The organism is Nocardia sp. KT25-26 (genome assembly GCF_056627695.1).
Genome location: NZ_CM152813.1, coordinates 5,498,122 through 5,512,137 on the forward strand (window position 1 = coordinate 5,498,122; position 14,016 = coordinate 5,512,137).

At 67.9% G+C, this 14,016-nt stretch carries 14 protein-coding genes; 9 read left to right on the forward strand and 5 right to left on the reverse strand.

All coding sequences use genetic code 11. From position 1 onward, the window contains the following. Positions 1-23 precede the first annotated feature (23 nt). Positions 24-212: a ferredoxin gene (locus tag AC1HFH_RS24880; RefSeq protein ID WP_480245203.1), complete on the reverse strand. Its 189-nt coding sequence runs from the start codon at positions 210-212 to the stop codon at positions 24-26. A gap of 164 nt (positions 213-376) precedes the next feature. Here AC1HFH_RS24880 and AC1HFH_RS24885 point away from each other — a divergent pair, with 164 nt between their 5' ends. Together AC1HFH_RS24885 and AC1HFH_RS24890 are read left to right on the forward strand one after the other, a co-directional pair. Continuing rightward, complete coding sequence (locus tag AC1HFH_RS24885; RefSeq protein WP_480245204.1) at positions 377-1,621, forward strand: acyl-CoA dehydrogenase family protein; 1,245 nt, start codon at positions 377-379, stop codon at positions 1,619-1,621. A 25-nt stretch (positions 1,622-1,646) separates the two neighbouring features. Then, positions 1,647-2,759, forward strand: coding sequence for an acyl-CoA dehydrogenase family protein (locus AC1HFH_RS24890; protein ID WP_480245205.1), 1,113 nt, complete (start codon positions 1,647-1,649; stop codon positions 2,757-2,759). Positions 2,760-2,875: 116 nt separating this feature from the next. Here the strand turns inward: AC1HFH_RS24890 and AC1HFH_RS24895 are convergent, their stop codons facing one another. Both AC1HFH_RS24895 and AC1HFH_RS24900 read right to left on the reverse strand, forming a co-directional pair. Next, a complete protein-coding gene (locus AC1HFH_RS24895; protein ID WP_480245206.1) occupies positions 2,876-3,559 on the reverse strand; it encodes a TetR/AcrR family transcriptional regulator in 684 nt (227 codons plus the stop codon). Between the two features lie 86 nt (positions 3,560-3,645). Then, positions 3,646-5,286 carry an acyl-CoA synthetase gene (locus AC1HFH_RS24900; RefSeq protein ID WP_480245207.1) on the reverse strand — a complete coding sequence of 547 codons (1,641 nt, stop codon included), beginning with the start codon at positions 5,284-5,286 and terminating at the stop codon, positions 3,646-3,648. A gap of 77 nt (positions 5,287-5,363) precedes the next feature. On the opposite strand from AC1HFH_RS24900, the gene AC1HFH_RS24905 reads away from it, so the two are divergent. After that, positions 5,364-6,146, forward strand: a complete 783-nt coding sequence (locus tag AC1HFH_RS24905; protein WP_480245208.1) for a crotonase/enoyl-CoA hydratase family protein — start codon at positions 5,364-5,366, stop codon at positions 6,144-6,146. Between the two features lie 290 nt (positions 6,147-6,436). Here the strand turns inward: AC1HFH_RS24905 and AC1HFH_RS24910 are convergent, their stop codons facing one another. After that, positions 6,437-6,850 (reverse strand): VOC family protein, encoded by a 414-nt coding sequence (locus AC1HFH_RS24910; protein ID WP_480245209.1) that lies wholly within the window; start codon positions 6,848-6,850, stop codon positions 6,437-6,439. A gap of 154 nt (positions 6,851-7,004) precedes the next feature. Here AC1HFH_RS24910 and AC1HFH_RS24915 point away from each other — a divergent pair, with 154 nt between their 5' ends. Next, entirely contained in the window at positions 7,005-8,021 is a 1,017-nt protein-coding gene (locus tag AC1HFH_RS24915) for a sigma-70 family RNA polymerase sigma factor (protein ID WP_480245210.1), read from the forward strand. A 171-nt stretch (positions 8,022-8,192) separates the two neighbouring features. On the opposite strand, the gene AC1HFH_RS24920 is transcribed toward AC1HFH_RS24915, so the two are convergent. Continuing rightward, on the reverse strand, positions 8,193-9,242 hold the full coding sequence (locus AC1HFH_RS24920) for an LLM class F420-dependent oxidoreductase (protein ID WP_480245211.1): 1,050 nt from the start codon (positions 9,240-9,242) through the stop codon (positions 8,193-8,195). A gap of 90 nt (positions 9,243-9,332) precedes the next feature. Between AC1HFH_RS24920 and AC1HFH_RS24925 the strand changes: the two genes are divergently transcribed. The 5 genes from AC1HFH_RS24925 to AC1HFH_RS24945 are packed head-to-tail and all read left to right on the forward strand — an operon-like array spanning position 9,333 to position 13,811. Next, positions 9,333-10,313 (forward strand): Zn-ribbon domain-containing OB-fold protein, encoded by a 981-nt coding sequence (locus tag AC1HFH_RS24925; protein ID WP_480245212.1) that lies wholly within the window; start codon positions 9,333-9,335, stop codon positions 10,311-10,313. Positions 10,314-10,322: 9 nt separating this feature from the next. Next, positions 10,323-11,360: a thiolase domain-containing protein gene (locus AC1HFH_RS24930; RefSeq protein WP_480245213.1), complete on the forward strand. Its 1,038-nt coding sequence runs from the start codon at positions 10,323-10,325 to the stop codon at positions 11,358-11,360. After that, entirely contained in the window at positions 11,357-12,517 is a 1,161-nt protein-coding gene (locus tag AC1HFH_RS24935) for a thiolase domain-containing protein (protein WP_480245214.1), read from the forward strand. Before AC1HFH_RS24930 ends, AC1HFH_RS24935 begins: the two co-directional genes overlap by 4 nt. Further along, positions 12,514-13,392 (forward strand): TIGR03619 family F420-dependent LLM class oxidoreductase, encoded by an 879-nt coding sequence (locus AC1HFH_RS24940; RefSeq protein ID WP_480245215.1) that lies wholly within the window; start codon positions 12,514-12,516, stop codon positions 13,390-13,392. The genes AC1HFH_RS24935 and AC1HFH_RS24940 overlap by 4 nt, the downstream gene beginning before the upstream one ends. Next, a complete protein-coding gene (locus AC1HFH_RS24945; protein ID WP_480245216.1) occupies positions 13,389-13,811 on the forward strand; it encodes a nuclear transport factor 2 family protein in 423 nt (140 codons plus the stop codon). Before AC1HFH_RS24940 ends, AC1HFH_RS24945 begins: the two co-directional genes overlap by 4 nt. Positions 13,812-14,016: the final 205 nt, after the last annotated feature.

Sequence of the window (14,016 nt, forward strand, 5' to 3'; positions counted from 1 at the left end):
TCCACTTTCGGACAAGGGGTGATTCACTCGACCCGCAATGCCGCGCGCGGACACTGCGCAACCGCTTCCTCGACATCGGCCACCCGATCGTCGGGCACCTCGCCCTCGTGTATGTGCAGCATGTCGTCGTCGTCGAGTTCGAACATGTCAGAGGCGATTCCCACGCACACGCCGTTCGCCTCGCAGCGATCCGGATCGACAATGACCTTCATGATGAATCCTTTCCGAACATGCCCTCGCAGGATGCGACCGGGCGGTCGCGGCCGCGCAGTGGAGCGACCGCCCGATCCCCTCAATACTGGAACATGTTTCACCCAATGTGCAATGATCGGTTCACATCGGTTGAATTTTCGCCACGTCAGAACACAGGAGCATCATGCGTGTCGCCTACACGCCGCAGCAGCAACAGCTCCGCGCCGAGCTGCGCGACTACTTCGCCCGGCTGATCACTCCCGAGCGCCGCACCGCCCTGCGGGCCCAGACCGGCGAATACGGCGCCGGCGACGTCTACCGGGAAGTGGTCCGCGAAATGAGCCGCGACGGATGGCTGGCGCTGGGCTGGCCCACCGAGTACGGCGGCCAGGACCGGTCCACGATGGACCAGCTGATCTTCACCGACGAGGCCGCCATCGCCGGCGCACCGGTACCGTTCCTGACCATCAACTCGGTGGCTCCGACCATCATGCACTACGGCACCGACGAGCAGAAGAGATTCTTCCTGCCCCGCATCGCCGCCGGTGAACTGCATTTCTCCATCGGCTACTCGGAACCCGGCGCGGGCACCGACCTGGCCGCACTGCGCACCTCGGCGGTCCGGGACGGCGACGAGTACGTGATCAACGGCCAGAAGATGTGGACCAGCCTGGTCGCCTACGCCGACTACATCTGGCTGGCCGCCCGCACCGATCCGAACGCCAAGAAGCACAAGGGCATCAGCATGTTCATCGTGCCCGCCGATACCCCCGGCTTCTCCTGGACGCCGGTGCACACCATGGCGGGCCCGGACACCAGCGCCACCTACTACCAGGACGTGCGGGTACCCGCCGATGCGATGGTCGGCCCCGAGAACGGCGGCTGGGCGCTGATCACCAACCAGCTCAACCACGAACGGGTCGCCCTCACCTCGGCCGGGCCGCTCACCCTGGCGGTGAACGAGACCGTCGAATGGGCCCGCAACACCCGCACCCCGGACGGTGGCCGGGTGATCGACCAGCAGTGGGTCCAGCTGAACCTGGCCCGGGTACAGGCCAAGGTCTCCTACCTGCGCCTGATGAACTGGGAGATCGCCAGCCGGGCGGATGCGGGCGGCCGGATGAGCGGCGGGGCCGCTCATGCGGCGGCGGAGCCGACGCGGTCGGACGCAGCGGCGCCGCGGCCGTGGGATGCCTCGGCCTGCAAGGTGTACGGCACCGAACTGGCCACCGAGGCCTACCGGCTGCTCATGGAGGTCCTCGGACCGGCCGCCCAGCTGCGCCAGGATTCGCCGGGCGCGCTGCTGCACGGCCGCCTGGAGCGGATGCACCGGGCCGCCCTGATCCTCACCTTCGGCGGCGGCACCAACGAGGTGCAGCGCGACATCATCGCCATGACCGCACTGCGCCAGCCCGCCGCCGCCCGCTGATCGAGACCGAAAGCCGACACAGCTCATGGACTTCACCCCCACCGACGCCCAGCTCGATCTCGCCAAGCTGACCGGAGAGATCTGCGACAAACTCGTCACCCCGGAACGGCTGCGCGAACTCGACACACCCGGCCGGTTCGACGAGCCGCTCTGGCAGTCCCTCGGCGAAACCGGTGTGCTCGCCGCCGCCCTCCCGGAGGATCTGGGTGGCAGCGGCTTCGGCCCGCTGGAGGAGACCGCGGTGCTACGCGAACTCGGCCGCACCGTCGCCGCGGTGCCGTACCTGTGGTCGGCGGTGCTCGGAGCCGGGGCGCTGGCCGCTTTCGGCAATCCGGATCAGCGCAAGACGGCGGCCCGGGCGGGTGCCGGGGAACTGATCCTGAGCGTCGCGCTCACCGAGCCGGGGCAGCCGCCCACCGATCCACCCCGGATCGAGGCGACGCAGCCGGCGACCGATTCCGGCGCCGCCTGGCAGCTCACCGGAACGGCGTGCACCGTGCCGTACGCCGATCGCGCGGACCGGATCCTGGTGGCGGCGAATGCCGCCGGAGCCCCCGCCGTCTTCCTGGTCGACCCGGCCGGTCCGGCGGTCGAGCGGACCGCCCAGCAGGTCATCGACCACTCCCCCGAATTCCTGGTCGAGTTCACCGGTGCCCCGGCTGAGCTGGTCGGCACCCCGGACAGCGGCGCCGAGATCGTGACCTGGTTGCGGCACCGCGCCTGGCTGGGCCTGGCCGCCCGCCAGCTCGGCACCCTGGAACGCGCCCTCGACCTGGTCGCCGACTACGCCCGCACCCGCGAACAGTTCGGCAAGGCCATCGGCTCCTTCCAGGCCGTAGCCCAGCGCCTGGCCGACGCCTACATCGACGTCCAGGGCCTGCGCCTGACCGTCACCGAAGCCGCCTGGCGCCTGGCCGAGAACCTGGACGCCACCGAAGCCGTCCACACCGCCCAATTCTGGGCCGCCGACGCCGGCCACCGGGTAGCCCACACCGTCGTCCACGTACACGGCGGCCAGGGCATCGACCGCGACCACATCGTGCACAACTACTTCACGGCCGCCAAACAGCTGGAGTTCACTCTCGGCCCCGCCCCGACCCACCTACTCGCCCTGGCGGGCGAATTGGCGGCCGAGTAACGCGGGCCACCACCACCACTACGACTGGGCCGGGCCGCGTCGGCCGAAGCCACACGCCCCGAAGGTGCTGAGCCACTCTCGCCAGGGGCGAAGCTGGAGCAGCGTGCAGCACCGCATCAAGCGAGTCTCCGGTTCAGCTCCTCGCTGACCCGGAGTACCTGATCGGCAGCATCGTCGAACTGCTGTGACTGCTCCGGTGGCGTCGAGGTGAGGTAGCGCTGGAGGGTGGGGGCTATGTCGGCTACCAGTTGGTCGGGGGTCCGGTCGACGACCGGGGGGATGCAGAGGATGTAGCGGCACAGGGCCAGGCCGAGGAGCTGGGTGACGATCAGGCCGCTGCGGCGGGGCGCGTCGGCGGGATCGCCGATGCGAAGGACGGCCGGGAGTACTTGTTCGGCGAAGATCCTGCGCGCCCGCTCGGCTACGGCGTCGTCGGTGATCGCCGTGCGGAGCAGGATGAGCAGGACGGTCCGATCCTCGTTGGCGGCATCGCCGTCACCGCCTTCCCACATCTTCAGGAAGTGCCGGACCGCGACTTCGCCGAGGGCATCCGGATCGACGGCACTCAGATCCGGCAGTTCCAGATCGATCGTCGACGCCGCGGTGAACAGCCCGTCCTTGCTGCCGAAATATCGCATCACCATGGACGGGTCGATCCCGGCGTCGCCGGCAATGGCCCGAATGGTCGCCTTGGCGTAGCCGTCCGTTGCGAAGCGGGCTCGGGCCGCGGCCAGGATCGCGGCGCGGGTGGCATCGGAGCGGCGCGGGGTGGTGGCATTCTCGGGATCGGACTCCGGCATGTCAACAATTGTAGGCCAACAACCGTTGACCAAACAGAGCGGCCCGGTCACCCATCCGGGTGACCGGGCCGCGCCGGTACCGAATACTACTTCCCGGCTTCGCCGCCCTCGTCGGCAGCGCGCTCCTCGGTCTGCGCCTTCGCCCACCGGTAGTCGGGCTTACCGGCCGGCGACCGCTTGATCTCGTCGACGAACCACAGACTGCGCGGGAACTTGTACGAGGAGATCTCGGCGGACAGCACCGGCCGCAGCTCCTCGAGGGTGGGCCGCTTGTCACCCCGGCACTGGACCACGGCGGAGACCCGCTGCCCCCAGCGCTCGTCCGGTACGCCGACCACCAGGGCATCGAAGATCTCCGGATGCGCCTTGAGCGCGCCTTCAACCTCCTCCGGGTAGATCTTCTCGCCACCGCTGTTGATACTCACCGAGCCCCGGCCCAGCATGGTGACGGTGCCATCGGCCTCCACCCGGGCGTAGTCGCCGGGTACCGCGTAACGGACGCCGTCGAACTCCTTGAAGGTCGCGGCGGTCTTCACCTCGTCCTTGTAGTAGCCGAGCGGGATGTGGCCGCTGCGGGCCAGCATGCCGACCTGGCCGGAACCCGGCTCGACCGGGCGGCCGTCCTCGTCGAGCACCTTCGTCGCGGCGTCGATCTTCACCGTCGGCCCGCCGGTGTGCGGCGTGCCCTTGGCGATGGTGGCCAGGCCGCCGAAACCGGTCTCCGACGAGCCGATCGAGTCGGTGATCATCCGGTTGGGCAGCAGCTCGACGAACTTGCCCTTCAACGAAGGAGAGAACAGCGCCGCACTGCTGGCGATCACATACAAGCTGGAGAGATCGTAGGGCTCACCGGTTTCCGGATTGCCTTCTTCCAGTGCGTCGAGCATCGGACGAGCCATCGCATCACCCGTGATGAAGATCAGATTGATCTTGTGCTTGTCGATCGCCTGCCATACGCCGTGGCCGCTGAATTCGGGCACCATCACCGCCGTGCCGCCGCCGAACAGGCTGTGGAAGGTCGCCCACTGCGCACCGCCGTGGATCATCGGCGGGATCGGGTAGCGCACCATACCCGGGTTGGCGGCACCGACCTTGGCGAGCTCCCACTCGTCCTTGACGTACTCACCGGTGACGAAGTTGATGCCGGCGCCGAGCACCCGCCAGACGTCCTCCTGCCGCCACATAACTCCCTTGGGCAGGCCGGTGGTGCCACCGGTGTAGAGCATGTAGATGTCGTCGGGCGAACGATCCCCGAAGTCGCGCTCACCCGATGCGGCGGCGAGCACCGTCTCGTACTCCGCCGAGTCCGGAGCGGTCGGCGCGTCGGTGCCGTCGTCCACGACGATCACGGTGCGCAGCGCGGGCACCTTCGCCCGGACGCCGGCCACCCGGTCGCTGTAGCGACGCTCGTGGACCAGCGCCACCATGTCCGAGTTCTCGAAGATATGTTGCAACTCGTTCTCGACGTATCGGTAGTTGACGTTGATCATCACCGCACGTGCTTTGAACACCGCGACCATGGCCTCGACGGCCTCGACGGTGTTCCGCGAGTAGATGCCCACCTTGTCACCCGGCTGGACGCCTTGTTCCTGCAGGTAGTGGGCGAGTTTGTTGGCGCGTTCTTCGAGCTCCGCGAAGGTCTCCGAGCGCTCCTCACCGACCAGTGCAACCCGGTCGGGCATGAGATCGACGGCGTGCTCCACGAGATCGGCTATGTTGTAGCTCACACGTCAAAAATAGAACGTGTTACTGTTTCTGACAAGGTTTTCGCGAGCAAGGTTTCGAAAGAGTCAGGAGATCCGCGATGGCAGACTGTCTGGTCGACAAGCACGACCACGTCCTCGTCGTGACCATGAACCGGCCGGAAGCGCGCAATGCGCTCTCGGCGGAGATGATGTCGATCATGCGGGATGCATGGGACCGCGTGGACGAAGATCCGGAAATCCGGGTCGCGATCCTGACCGGTGCCGGTGGCGCCTTCTGCGCGGGCATGGACCTGAAGGCGATGAGCTCGCAGCATCCCGGCGATACCGCCTCGGGCGGCGGCTGGGACCCCGCCCACCTCCCGGCGCTACTGAAGGGCCGGCGGCTGACCAAGCCACTGATCGCCGCGGTGGAGGGGCCGGCGATCGCCGGTGGCACCGAGATCCTGCAGGGCACGGATCTGCGCGTCGCCGGGGAGAGCGCCAAATTCGGCGTCTCCGAGGCCCGCTGGGGCCTGTTCCCGCTGGGTGGATCCGCCGTGCGCCTGGCCCGCCAGATCCCGTACACCGTCGCCGCCGACCTGCTGCTGACCGGCCGGCACATCACCGCCCCCGAGGCCAAGGAGATCGGCCTCATCGGTCACGTGGTCCCCGACGGAACCGCCCTGGACAAGGCCATGGAACTGGCCGGGCGGATCGCGGAGAACGGCCCCCTCGCCGTCCAGGCGATGCTGCGCACCCTGCGCGAGACCGAGGCCATGCCGGAGAACGAGGCCTTCCCCATCGAGGCGAAGATCGGCATCGAGGTCTTCAAATCCGCCGACGCAAAGGAAGGTCCGCGCGCCTTCGCCGAGAAGCGCAAGCCCAACTTCACCGGGGCCTGACGACGCCGTAGCCCGCGACCAACTCCTGGGCCCCGATCCCTGATCCGCGAGCTACGTACTCACGCAACCCCGCATCGTGCGGGTGTAGAGCTCGACTCCCGATCCGCCCCTGACAGATGAATGGTGCGATAGCTCACCTGTCACCCTGCACGGAGCGAGCCTGACGAGCGACGTTCCGGCCCGCCTCGCGAATCGGTACTCGAAAGCGCATGAGCCGCAGGCTCGAGTCTCGAGTGCCGATTCGCGAGGCAGAAGAGGGCCGGAACACGCGCGGGCGGAGCCCGCGCAAATCAGGCACTGTAGTTCATGTAGAAGGGCTCCCACTGGTGGCCGTCCGGGTCGATGAAGGTGCGGCCGTGCATGCCGACCTGGGCTTCCTGGGCGCGCTTGTCCTCGTTGACCTCCTCGGTCGCCCCGGCGCGCAGCGCCGCCTCGGTGAGGTCGTCCACCTCCTGGGCGCTGCCCAGCGACAGGGCGTAGGCGGCATGCACCGATGCCCGGGTGTCGGCCAGCGGACGCTTGGCGAAGGTGGTGAAGAAATCCTTTACCAGCAACATCAGGCAGATGTTGTCGTCGACCACGATGCAGGCGGCGTTCTCGTCGGTGAAATCGTCGTTCACTTTCCAGCCCAGCGCCTGGTAGAAATTCTTGGACCGATCCAGGTCGGCGACGGGAAGATTGACGAAGATCATCTTGCTGCTCATGGGTTTTCGTCCTTTCGTGGAACCTGCGTGGTGTCTCGAACAGGTAGACGGGACGGCCACACAGAACTCATCGCCGCCGCCGAATTCATCCGATCTTCGCAGGTAGATCACCGGAAGCCTGGTTCTTGTCGGTCGGCTGTGCCATGGTTTTCCCATGAACGAGACAGTCGGCACCGATACCACGGCAGCCACTCGCCCAGCCGTCGATTCCGCGGTGCTGGCCGAATTCGAATCGCACCGCCGCGAACTGTGCGCCTACGCCTACCGGATGCTCGGTTCCTCATTCGAAGCCGAGGACGCGGTACAGGAGGTGTTCACCCGGGCGTGGCGCTCCTACGATTCCTTCGAGGGCCGGGCCAGCGTGCGCTCCTGGCTGTACAAGATCACCACCAATATCTGCCTGGACATGCTGGACCGTCCGCAGAGCCGGGCCCGGCCGATGGATCTGTCCGCACCGGGCACCCCGGGCACTCCCATGCCGGATCCCCGCCCGGATTATGTCTGGATCGAGCCGATTCCGAATGCGCTGGCCTTCGGCGCCGATCCGGCCGAGCATGCGGCCACCCGCGACAGTCTGCGCCTGGCATTCGTCGCGGCCTGTCAGCACCTGCCCGCCAAGCAGCGGGCCATTCTGATCATGCGCGAAGTGCTCCGCTTCTCGGCCACCGAGACCGCCGACGCACTGGCGACTTCACCGGCCTCGGTGAACAGTGCCCTGCAGCGAGCCCGCGCCACCCTGGCCAAGGTGCAGGCCGGCGGCGTCGACGATTTCGACGAATCGAATGCCGACCAGCGGCGCCTGGTCGACGACTTCGTCACCGCATTCGAGTCCTACGACATGGACGCGCTGACCGCACTGCTCAAGGCGGATGTCGCGCTATCCATGCCGCCGTTCGACCTGTGGGTCTCCGGGCCGGATCACGTCGCCGAGTTCATGCTCGGCACCGGCCGGGCCTGCCGGGATTCGCGCCTCGTGCCGCTCAGCGGCGCGAACGGAGCACCGGCGTTCGGGCATTACAAGCCCAGTGACGAACCCGGCGTCTGGGTACCCTGGTCGGTCACCGTGCTGGAACTGCAGGGCACCACCATCGCGGGCCTGAACTTCTTCCTGGACACCGACCGACTCTTTCCGCTGTTCGGGCTCGCACCGGAGTTGCGCGAACCCGCCTGAGCCGGCACCGGACAAACAGCCCGTGGACTCCGGCTCGTCGCTCGTCGGACACGGTGTTGCGGCAGCGCGGCGGGAACAGTCTGCGACCCGACGAACCTGTACTCGAGCCGACCAGTGGGCACGACATCCCAACAGCGGTCCTCCCGCACTTCCACCTTCGCCCGCATTTCTCTAGAACACGTTCTCCTCGCGAACCAGCGGGGCGAGACGCTTCATCGAATCGACATCGGGGACCGACACCAGCATCATCGTCACCCCGGCATCGGACCATTCCCGCAGCCGCGTCCGCACGTGTGCTTCATCGCCGACGATGGCGGTGTCGGTGATCAACTCGTCCGGCACCACGGCCGCCGCTTCGGCCTTCTTTCCCGCCTGGAACAGGGCGCCGATCTCGTCCACTTCGGCCCCGTAGCCCATGCGCCGATAGACCTGGGCATGGAAATTCAGCTCCGGCGCGCCCATGCCGCCGATGTAGAGGGCGGTCACCCAGCGCAGCCGGGCCAGCTCGGCCGCCGGATCGTCGGTGACGATCACCTGCGCGCTCGCCGCGATCTCGAAGTCCTCCTTGCGGCGGCGCGCACCGGCCCGGGCGAAGCCCTCATCCAGCCAGTCGTGGTACTGCCCGGCGAGCCGGGGCGCGAAGAAGATCGCCAGCCAGCCGTCGGCGATCTCCGCGGTCAGGGCGACATTCTTGGGACCTTCGGCACCCAGCCAGATCGGCAGATCCGCACGTAGCGGGTGCACGATCGGCCGTAGCGGCTTCCCGAGGCCGGTCGCACCGGGACCGGCGTAGGGCAGCTGATAGTGCGGACCTGGTGCGGCCACGGGGGCCGCACGGGCCAGTACCTGGCGAATAATCCCGACGTATTCGCGGGTGCGGCGCAGTGGTTGCGCGAACGGCACCCCGTACCACCCCTCCACCACCTGCGGACCGGAGACACCGAGCCCGAGAATCGCCCGGCCGCCACTGAGATGATCCAGGGTGAGGGCATGCATTGCGGTGGCCGCCGGTGTCCGGGCGGACAGTTGCGCCACCGAGGTACCGAGCCGGACCCGTTCCGTCGCCGAACCCCACCAGGCGAGCGGGCCGAACGCATCCGAACCCCACGATTCGGCGGCGAACACCGCATCGAACCCGGCCGCCTCGGCCGCCGTCACGAGTTCGCCGGCGTTCTCCGGCGGCTGCGCACCCCAGTACCCGAGTTGCAGACCGAACTTCATCGAATCTCGCCGCCTTTCCATCGATCGCCGTCAGCCGAACTGTCCGGTCGAGTCTTGCCAGCAGAAGTAGAACCTGTTCTACTCGATATCGTGACCCAGGGGAATACCTCACCGGAAGTTCTGAGCGCGCCCCTGCGGGTGCGATTCGACTACACCCGCTCCGTCGGGCCGATCATCGGCGCCTTCCTGACCGGGCTGCGGGGCAGGCAGATTCTCGGCGCGCGCGGCAGCGACGGCCGGGTGTTCGTGCCGCCGCCGGAGTTCGATCCGGCCACCGCCGACCCGCTCACCGAACTGGTCGAAGTGGGCACCGAAGGCACCGTGACCACTTGGTCGTGGGTCGACGAGCCGCAGCCCGGCCAGCCCCTCGAGCGCCCGTTCGCCTGGGCGATGATCCGCCTCGACGGTGCCGATACCGACCTGATGCATGCTGTCGACGCCGGTTCCGCGGATCGGATGCAGACCGGGATGCGGGTGCGGGTGCGCTGGGCGGCAGAACCGGCCGGCACCATCCACGACATAGCCTGCTTCGCACCGGCCGCAGATGCCGACGACGCCCCGCCACCAGCACCGGACATGGCGGACGCGGCGCCGGTGACCATGCTGACCACCCCGATCGACCTCACCTACAAACACACCGCCTCCGTTCAGGAAAGCGCCTACCTGCGCGGCCTCGCCGAGGGCAAACTGCTCGGCGGCCGCTCCGACGCCAAGGGCAAGGTGTACTTCCCGCCGCGCGGCGCGAACCCCACCGACGGCACCCCGACCGACGAACTCGTCGAACTGCCGGACCACGGCACCGTCACCACCTTCTGCATCGTGAACGTCCCGTTCCTCGGCCAGAAGATCCAGCCGCCCTATGTCGCCGCCTACGTGTTGCTCGACGGCGCCGACATCCCGTTCCTGCACCTGGTACTGGGTTGCGAGGCGAGCGAGGTCCGGATGGGGATGCGCGTGCGTGCCGTGTGGAAACCGCAGGACGAATGGGATCACGCCCTGAGCAATATCGACCACTTCACTCCTACCGGCGAACCCGACGCCGAGTACGAGTCCTACGCACATCACCTGTGAGAGGCTCGCATGTCGCTACCTGAAATTGCGGTGGTGGGATTCGCCCACGCACCGCATGTCCCGGAAACCTGGGGCACCACCAACGGCGTCGAGATGTTGGTGCCGTGCCTGCAGGACCTGTACGAACGCCTCGGCATCAGCAAATCCGATATCGACTTCTGGTGCTCCGGCTCCTCGGACTACATGGCCGGCCGGGCCTTCTCGTTCATCTCGGCCATCGACGCGCTGGGCGCCGTGCCACCGATCAACGAATCGCATGTGGAGATGGACGCCGCCTGGGCGCTCTACGAGGCCTGGGTGAAGCTGGTCTCCGGGCAGGCCGAGACGGCACTGGTGTACGGCTTCGGAAAGGCTTCGGCCGGTGACCTGCACCGGGTATTGAGCCGGCAACTGGACCCCTATCTGGTCGCCCCGCTGTGGCCGAATGCCGTGTCGGTGGCCGGTATGCAGGCCCGTGCCGGCCTGGCGGCCGGGCGATGGACCGAACAGGATATGGCCGCCGTTGCCGCCGGTACCGATGGCTCCCCCGAAACTCTGCTCGAGGCACCGTATGTCGCCGATCCGCTGCGCGCGCACGATATCGCGCCGGTGACCGACGGCGCCGCCGCGGTGGTACTGGCCACCGGCGACCGCGCCCGGCAATTGTGCGAGCGCCCGGCCTGGATCACCGGTATCGCACACAATGTCGACACCCCGATTCTCGGTGCCCGCGATCTGACCCGGGCACCGTCGGCCACCGCGGCCGCCGCAGCCGCCATCGGGGACCGGAACGGTGGGTTCGATATCGCCGAACTGCATGCGCAGTTCACCCACGAACAGCTGATCCTCACCGAGGCCCTCGGCCTTTCCGCCGGAACCGCGGTGAATCCGTCCGGCGGCCCGCTCGCGGGCAACCCGATGTTCGCTGCCGGCCTGGAACGGATCGGCAATGCCGCGCAGGCCGTCATGTCCGGCACCGCCGGGCGAGCCCTCGCCCATGCCGCCAGTGGCCCGGCGCTGCAACAGAATCTGGTTGCCGTCCTGGAATCGGAGGTCGCGAAACAATGACCGGACATGCTGCGGTGCTCGGCACCGGCCAAACCCGTCACGTGGCGAAACGTACGGATGTGTCCATGGCGGGCATGTGCCGTGAGGCCATCGATCGCGCCCTCGAGGACGCCGGGCTGACCATCGCCGATATCGACGCCGTCGTCGTCGGCAAGGCGCCCGATCTGTTCGAGGGCGTCATGATGCCCGAACTCTTCCTCGCCGATGCCCTCGGTGCCACCGGCAAACCGCTGCTGCGGGTGCATACCGCCGGCTCGGTCGGCGGCTCCACCGCGAATGTCGCGGCCAACCTGGTGCAGGCCGGTGTGCACCGGCGGGTGCTGACCATGGCCTGGGAGAAGCAGTCCGAATCGAATGCCATGTGGGCACTGTCGATCCCGGTTCCGTTCACCATGCCGGTCGGCGCCGGGGCGGGCGGTTACTTCGCCCCGCATGTGCGTTCCTACATCCGCCGCTCGCACGCACCCGAACACATCGGCGCCATGGTGGCGGTGAAGGACCGGCGCAACGGCGCCAAGAACCCGCTGGCCCACCTGCACCAGCCGGATATCACCCTCGATTCGGTCCTGGCCTCGCAGATGCTGTGGGATCCGATCCGATTCGATGAGACCTGTCCGTCCTCGGACGGCGCCTGCGCCATGGTCATCGGCGACGAATCCGCCGCCGCGGCCACCGACGGACCGGTCGCCTGGATCCACGGCACCGCGATGCGCACCGAGCCGACCACCTTCGCCGGCCGCGATCAGGTGAACCCGCAGGCCGGGCAGGACGCGGCAGCCGCACTGTGGGCTGCCGCCGGAATCACCGACCCGCTGTCGGAGATCGATGCCGCCGAGATCTACGTGCCGTTCTCCTGGTTCGAGCCGATGTGGCTGGAGAATCTCGGCTTCACCGCACCCGGTACCGGCTGGAAACTCACCGACGCCGGTGAGACCGAGATCGGCGGCCGGTTGCCGGTGAACCCGTCCGGCGGGGTGCTCTCGTCCAACCCGATCGGCGCCTCCGGCATGATCCGGTTCGCCGAAGCCGCCAAACAGGTGATGGGCAAGGCGGGCGACTATCAGGTGCCCGATGCCCGCAAGGCCCTGGGCCACGCCTACGGCGGTGGGTCCCAGTACTTCTCGATGTGGGTCGTGGGAAGCGAGCAGCCGTCGTGAAATTCACCGTAGGTATCGCCCTGAGCCCGTTGGACCAGCTCACCGAACTGGCCCGGACGGCCGAGGAGTGCGGCTTCGCCTCCATCGCACTCCCCGATTCGCTGTTCTACATGGAATCCGCCGGCGCGGACTATCCCTACACCGCCGACGGCAGCCGCTTCTGGGGGCCGGACACCCCGTGGGTGGACCCCTTGATCGGCGCGACGAGCATGGCCGCGGCCACCACCCGGCTGCGCTTCTACACCAATGTGCTCAAGCTCGGTTCCCGGAATCCGCTGCTGCTGGCCCGGCAGGTGGGCTCGGTGGCCAACCTGTCCGGCAACCGTTTCGGATTCGGAGTCGGGATCGGCTGGGCGCCTGAGGAATTCGAATGGTGCGGGGTGCCGTATGCCCGCCGCGGCGCCCGGGTCGACGAGATGATCGAGGTGATCCGGCTGGTCCTCGGTGGTGGCATGGTCGAATTCCACGGCGAGTTCTTCGATTTCGACCGGCTGCAGATGAGTCCCGCCCCGACCGAACCGGTGCCGTTCTACATCGGTGGCCACACGGCCGCCGCGCTGCGCCGCGCCGCACGGGTCGGTGACGGCTGGACCTCGGCGATGATGACCTACGACCAGTTGACCGAGACCATCGCCGAACTGCGTCGGCTGCGTGTCGAATACGGGCGTACCGCAGATCCGTTCGAGATCCAGGCGGTGTGTGTGGACAAGCACGGCAGCAGCGGCTACGCCGAACTCGCCGAGGCCGGGGTCACCGATGCAATCGTGGTGCCCTGGCTGGCCGACGGGATCGGCTTCGACGGCGACCTGGTGGCCAAACAGGATTCGCTGCGCCGCTTCGCCGACAAGTACATCCACGGTCAGGAGTACGCATGACCGAGACCGTTGCCACCGAGCACCCGGCCCGCGCCGCCGGCCGGGCCTCGCAGGCCGCCGTCCGGGCCAAGGACAAGCCGGCCTGGCTGGCACTGTTCGCCGCCGACGGCATTGTCGAGGACCCGATCGGGCCGTCCGGATTCGATCCGGACGGCACCGGCCACCGCGGCCACGACGCGATCGGCAAGTTCTGGGATATGGCGATCGCGAACACCGATTCGATCGAGTTCCGCTTCACCGATTCGTTCGCCTGCGGCAACGAGGTGGCCTTCACCGGCCTGATCCGCACTACCATGGGCGGGCACGTGATCGACGCCGAAGGCGTGTTCACCTACCGCGTCGACGACACCGGCAAAATCGCCGCCCTACGCGCGTACTGGGAAGTCGACCGAGCCATGGCCACCGCCCACCCCGCCTGACCCCGCACGGAAATCGCCCGGCCCACCCCGGACCGGGCGATTCCCATACCCACCCCACCCCCTCGAGCAGCCGAGGGAGCTGTAGTGGCGGCATCGGCCGAGTAGCCACTGCCACCACAACTCCCTCACCGACAGCCGGCGAGGGATACTCGGCTCGGGAGGGCATCCAGCTCAAACGCACGGTTGCGTCCCGCGCAACCAGGTA

Excerpts from the sequence above, each read along its gene's own strand:
- AC1HFH_RS24880 (WP_480245203.1), bottom strand. The coding sequence starts at position 212 with ATGAAGGTCATTGTCGATCCGGATCGCTGCGAGGCGAACGGCGTGTGC.
- AC1HFH_RS24885 (WP_480245204.1), top strand. The coding sequence starts at position 377 with ATGCGTGTCGCCTACACGCCGCAGCAGCAACAGCTCCGCGCCGAGCTG.
- AC1HFH_RS24890 (WP_480245205.1), top strand. The coding sequence starts at position 1,647 with ATGGACTTCACCCCCACCGACGCCCAGCTCGATCTCGCCAAGCTGACC.
- AC1HFH_RS24895 (WP_480245206.1), bottom strand. The coding sequence starts at position 3,559 with ATGCCGGAGTCCGATCCCGAGAATGCCACCACCCCGCGCCGCTCCGAT.
- AC1HFH_RS24905 (WP_480245208.1), top strand. The coding sequence starts at position 5,364 with ATGGCAGACTGTCTGGTCGACAAGCACGACCACGTCCTCGTCGTGACC.
- AC1HFH_RS24910 (WP_480245209.1), bottom strand. The coding sequence starts at position 6,850 with ATGAGCAGCAAGATGATCTTCGTCAATCTTCCCGTCGCCGACCTGGAT.
- AC1HFH_RS24915 (WP_480245210.1), top strand. The coding sequence starts at position 7,005 with ATGAACGAGACAGTCGGCACCGATACCACGGCAGCCACTCGCCCAGCC.
- AC1HFH_RS24920 (WP_480245211.1), bottom strand. The coding sequence starts at position 9,242 with ATGAAGTTCGGTCTGCAACTCGGGTACTGGGGTGCGCAGCCGCCGGAG.
- AC1HFH_RS24930 (WP_480245213.1), top strand. The coding sequence starts at position 10,323 with ATGTCGCTACCTGAAATTGCGGTGGTGGGATTCGCCCACGCACCGCAT.
- AC1HFH_RS24935 (WP_480245214.1), top strand. The coding sequence starts at position 11,357 with ATGACCGGACATGCTGCGGTGCTCGGCACCGGCCAAACCCGTCACGTG.
- AC1HFH_RS24945 (WP_480245216.1), top strand. The coding sequence starts at position 13,389 with ATGACCGAGACCGTTGCCACCGAGCACCCGGCCCGCGCCGCCGGCCGG.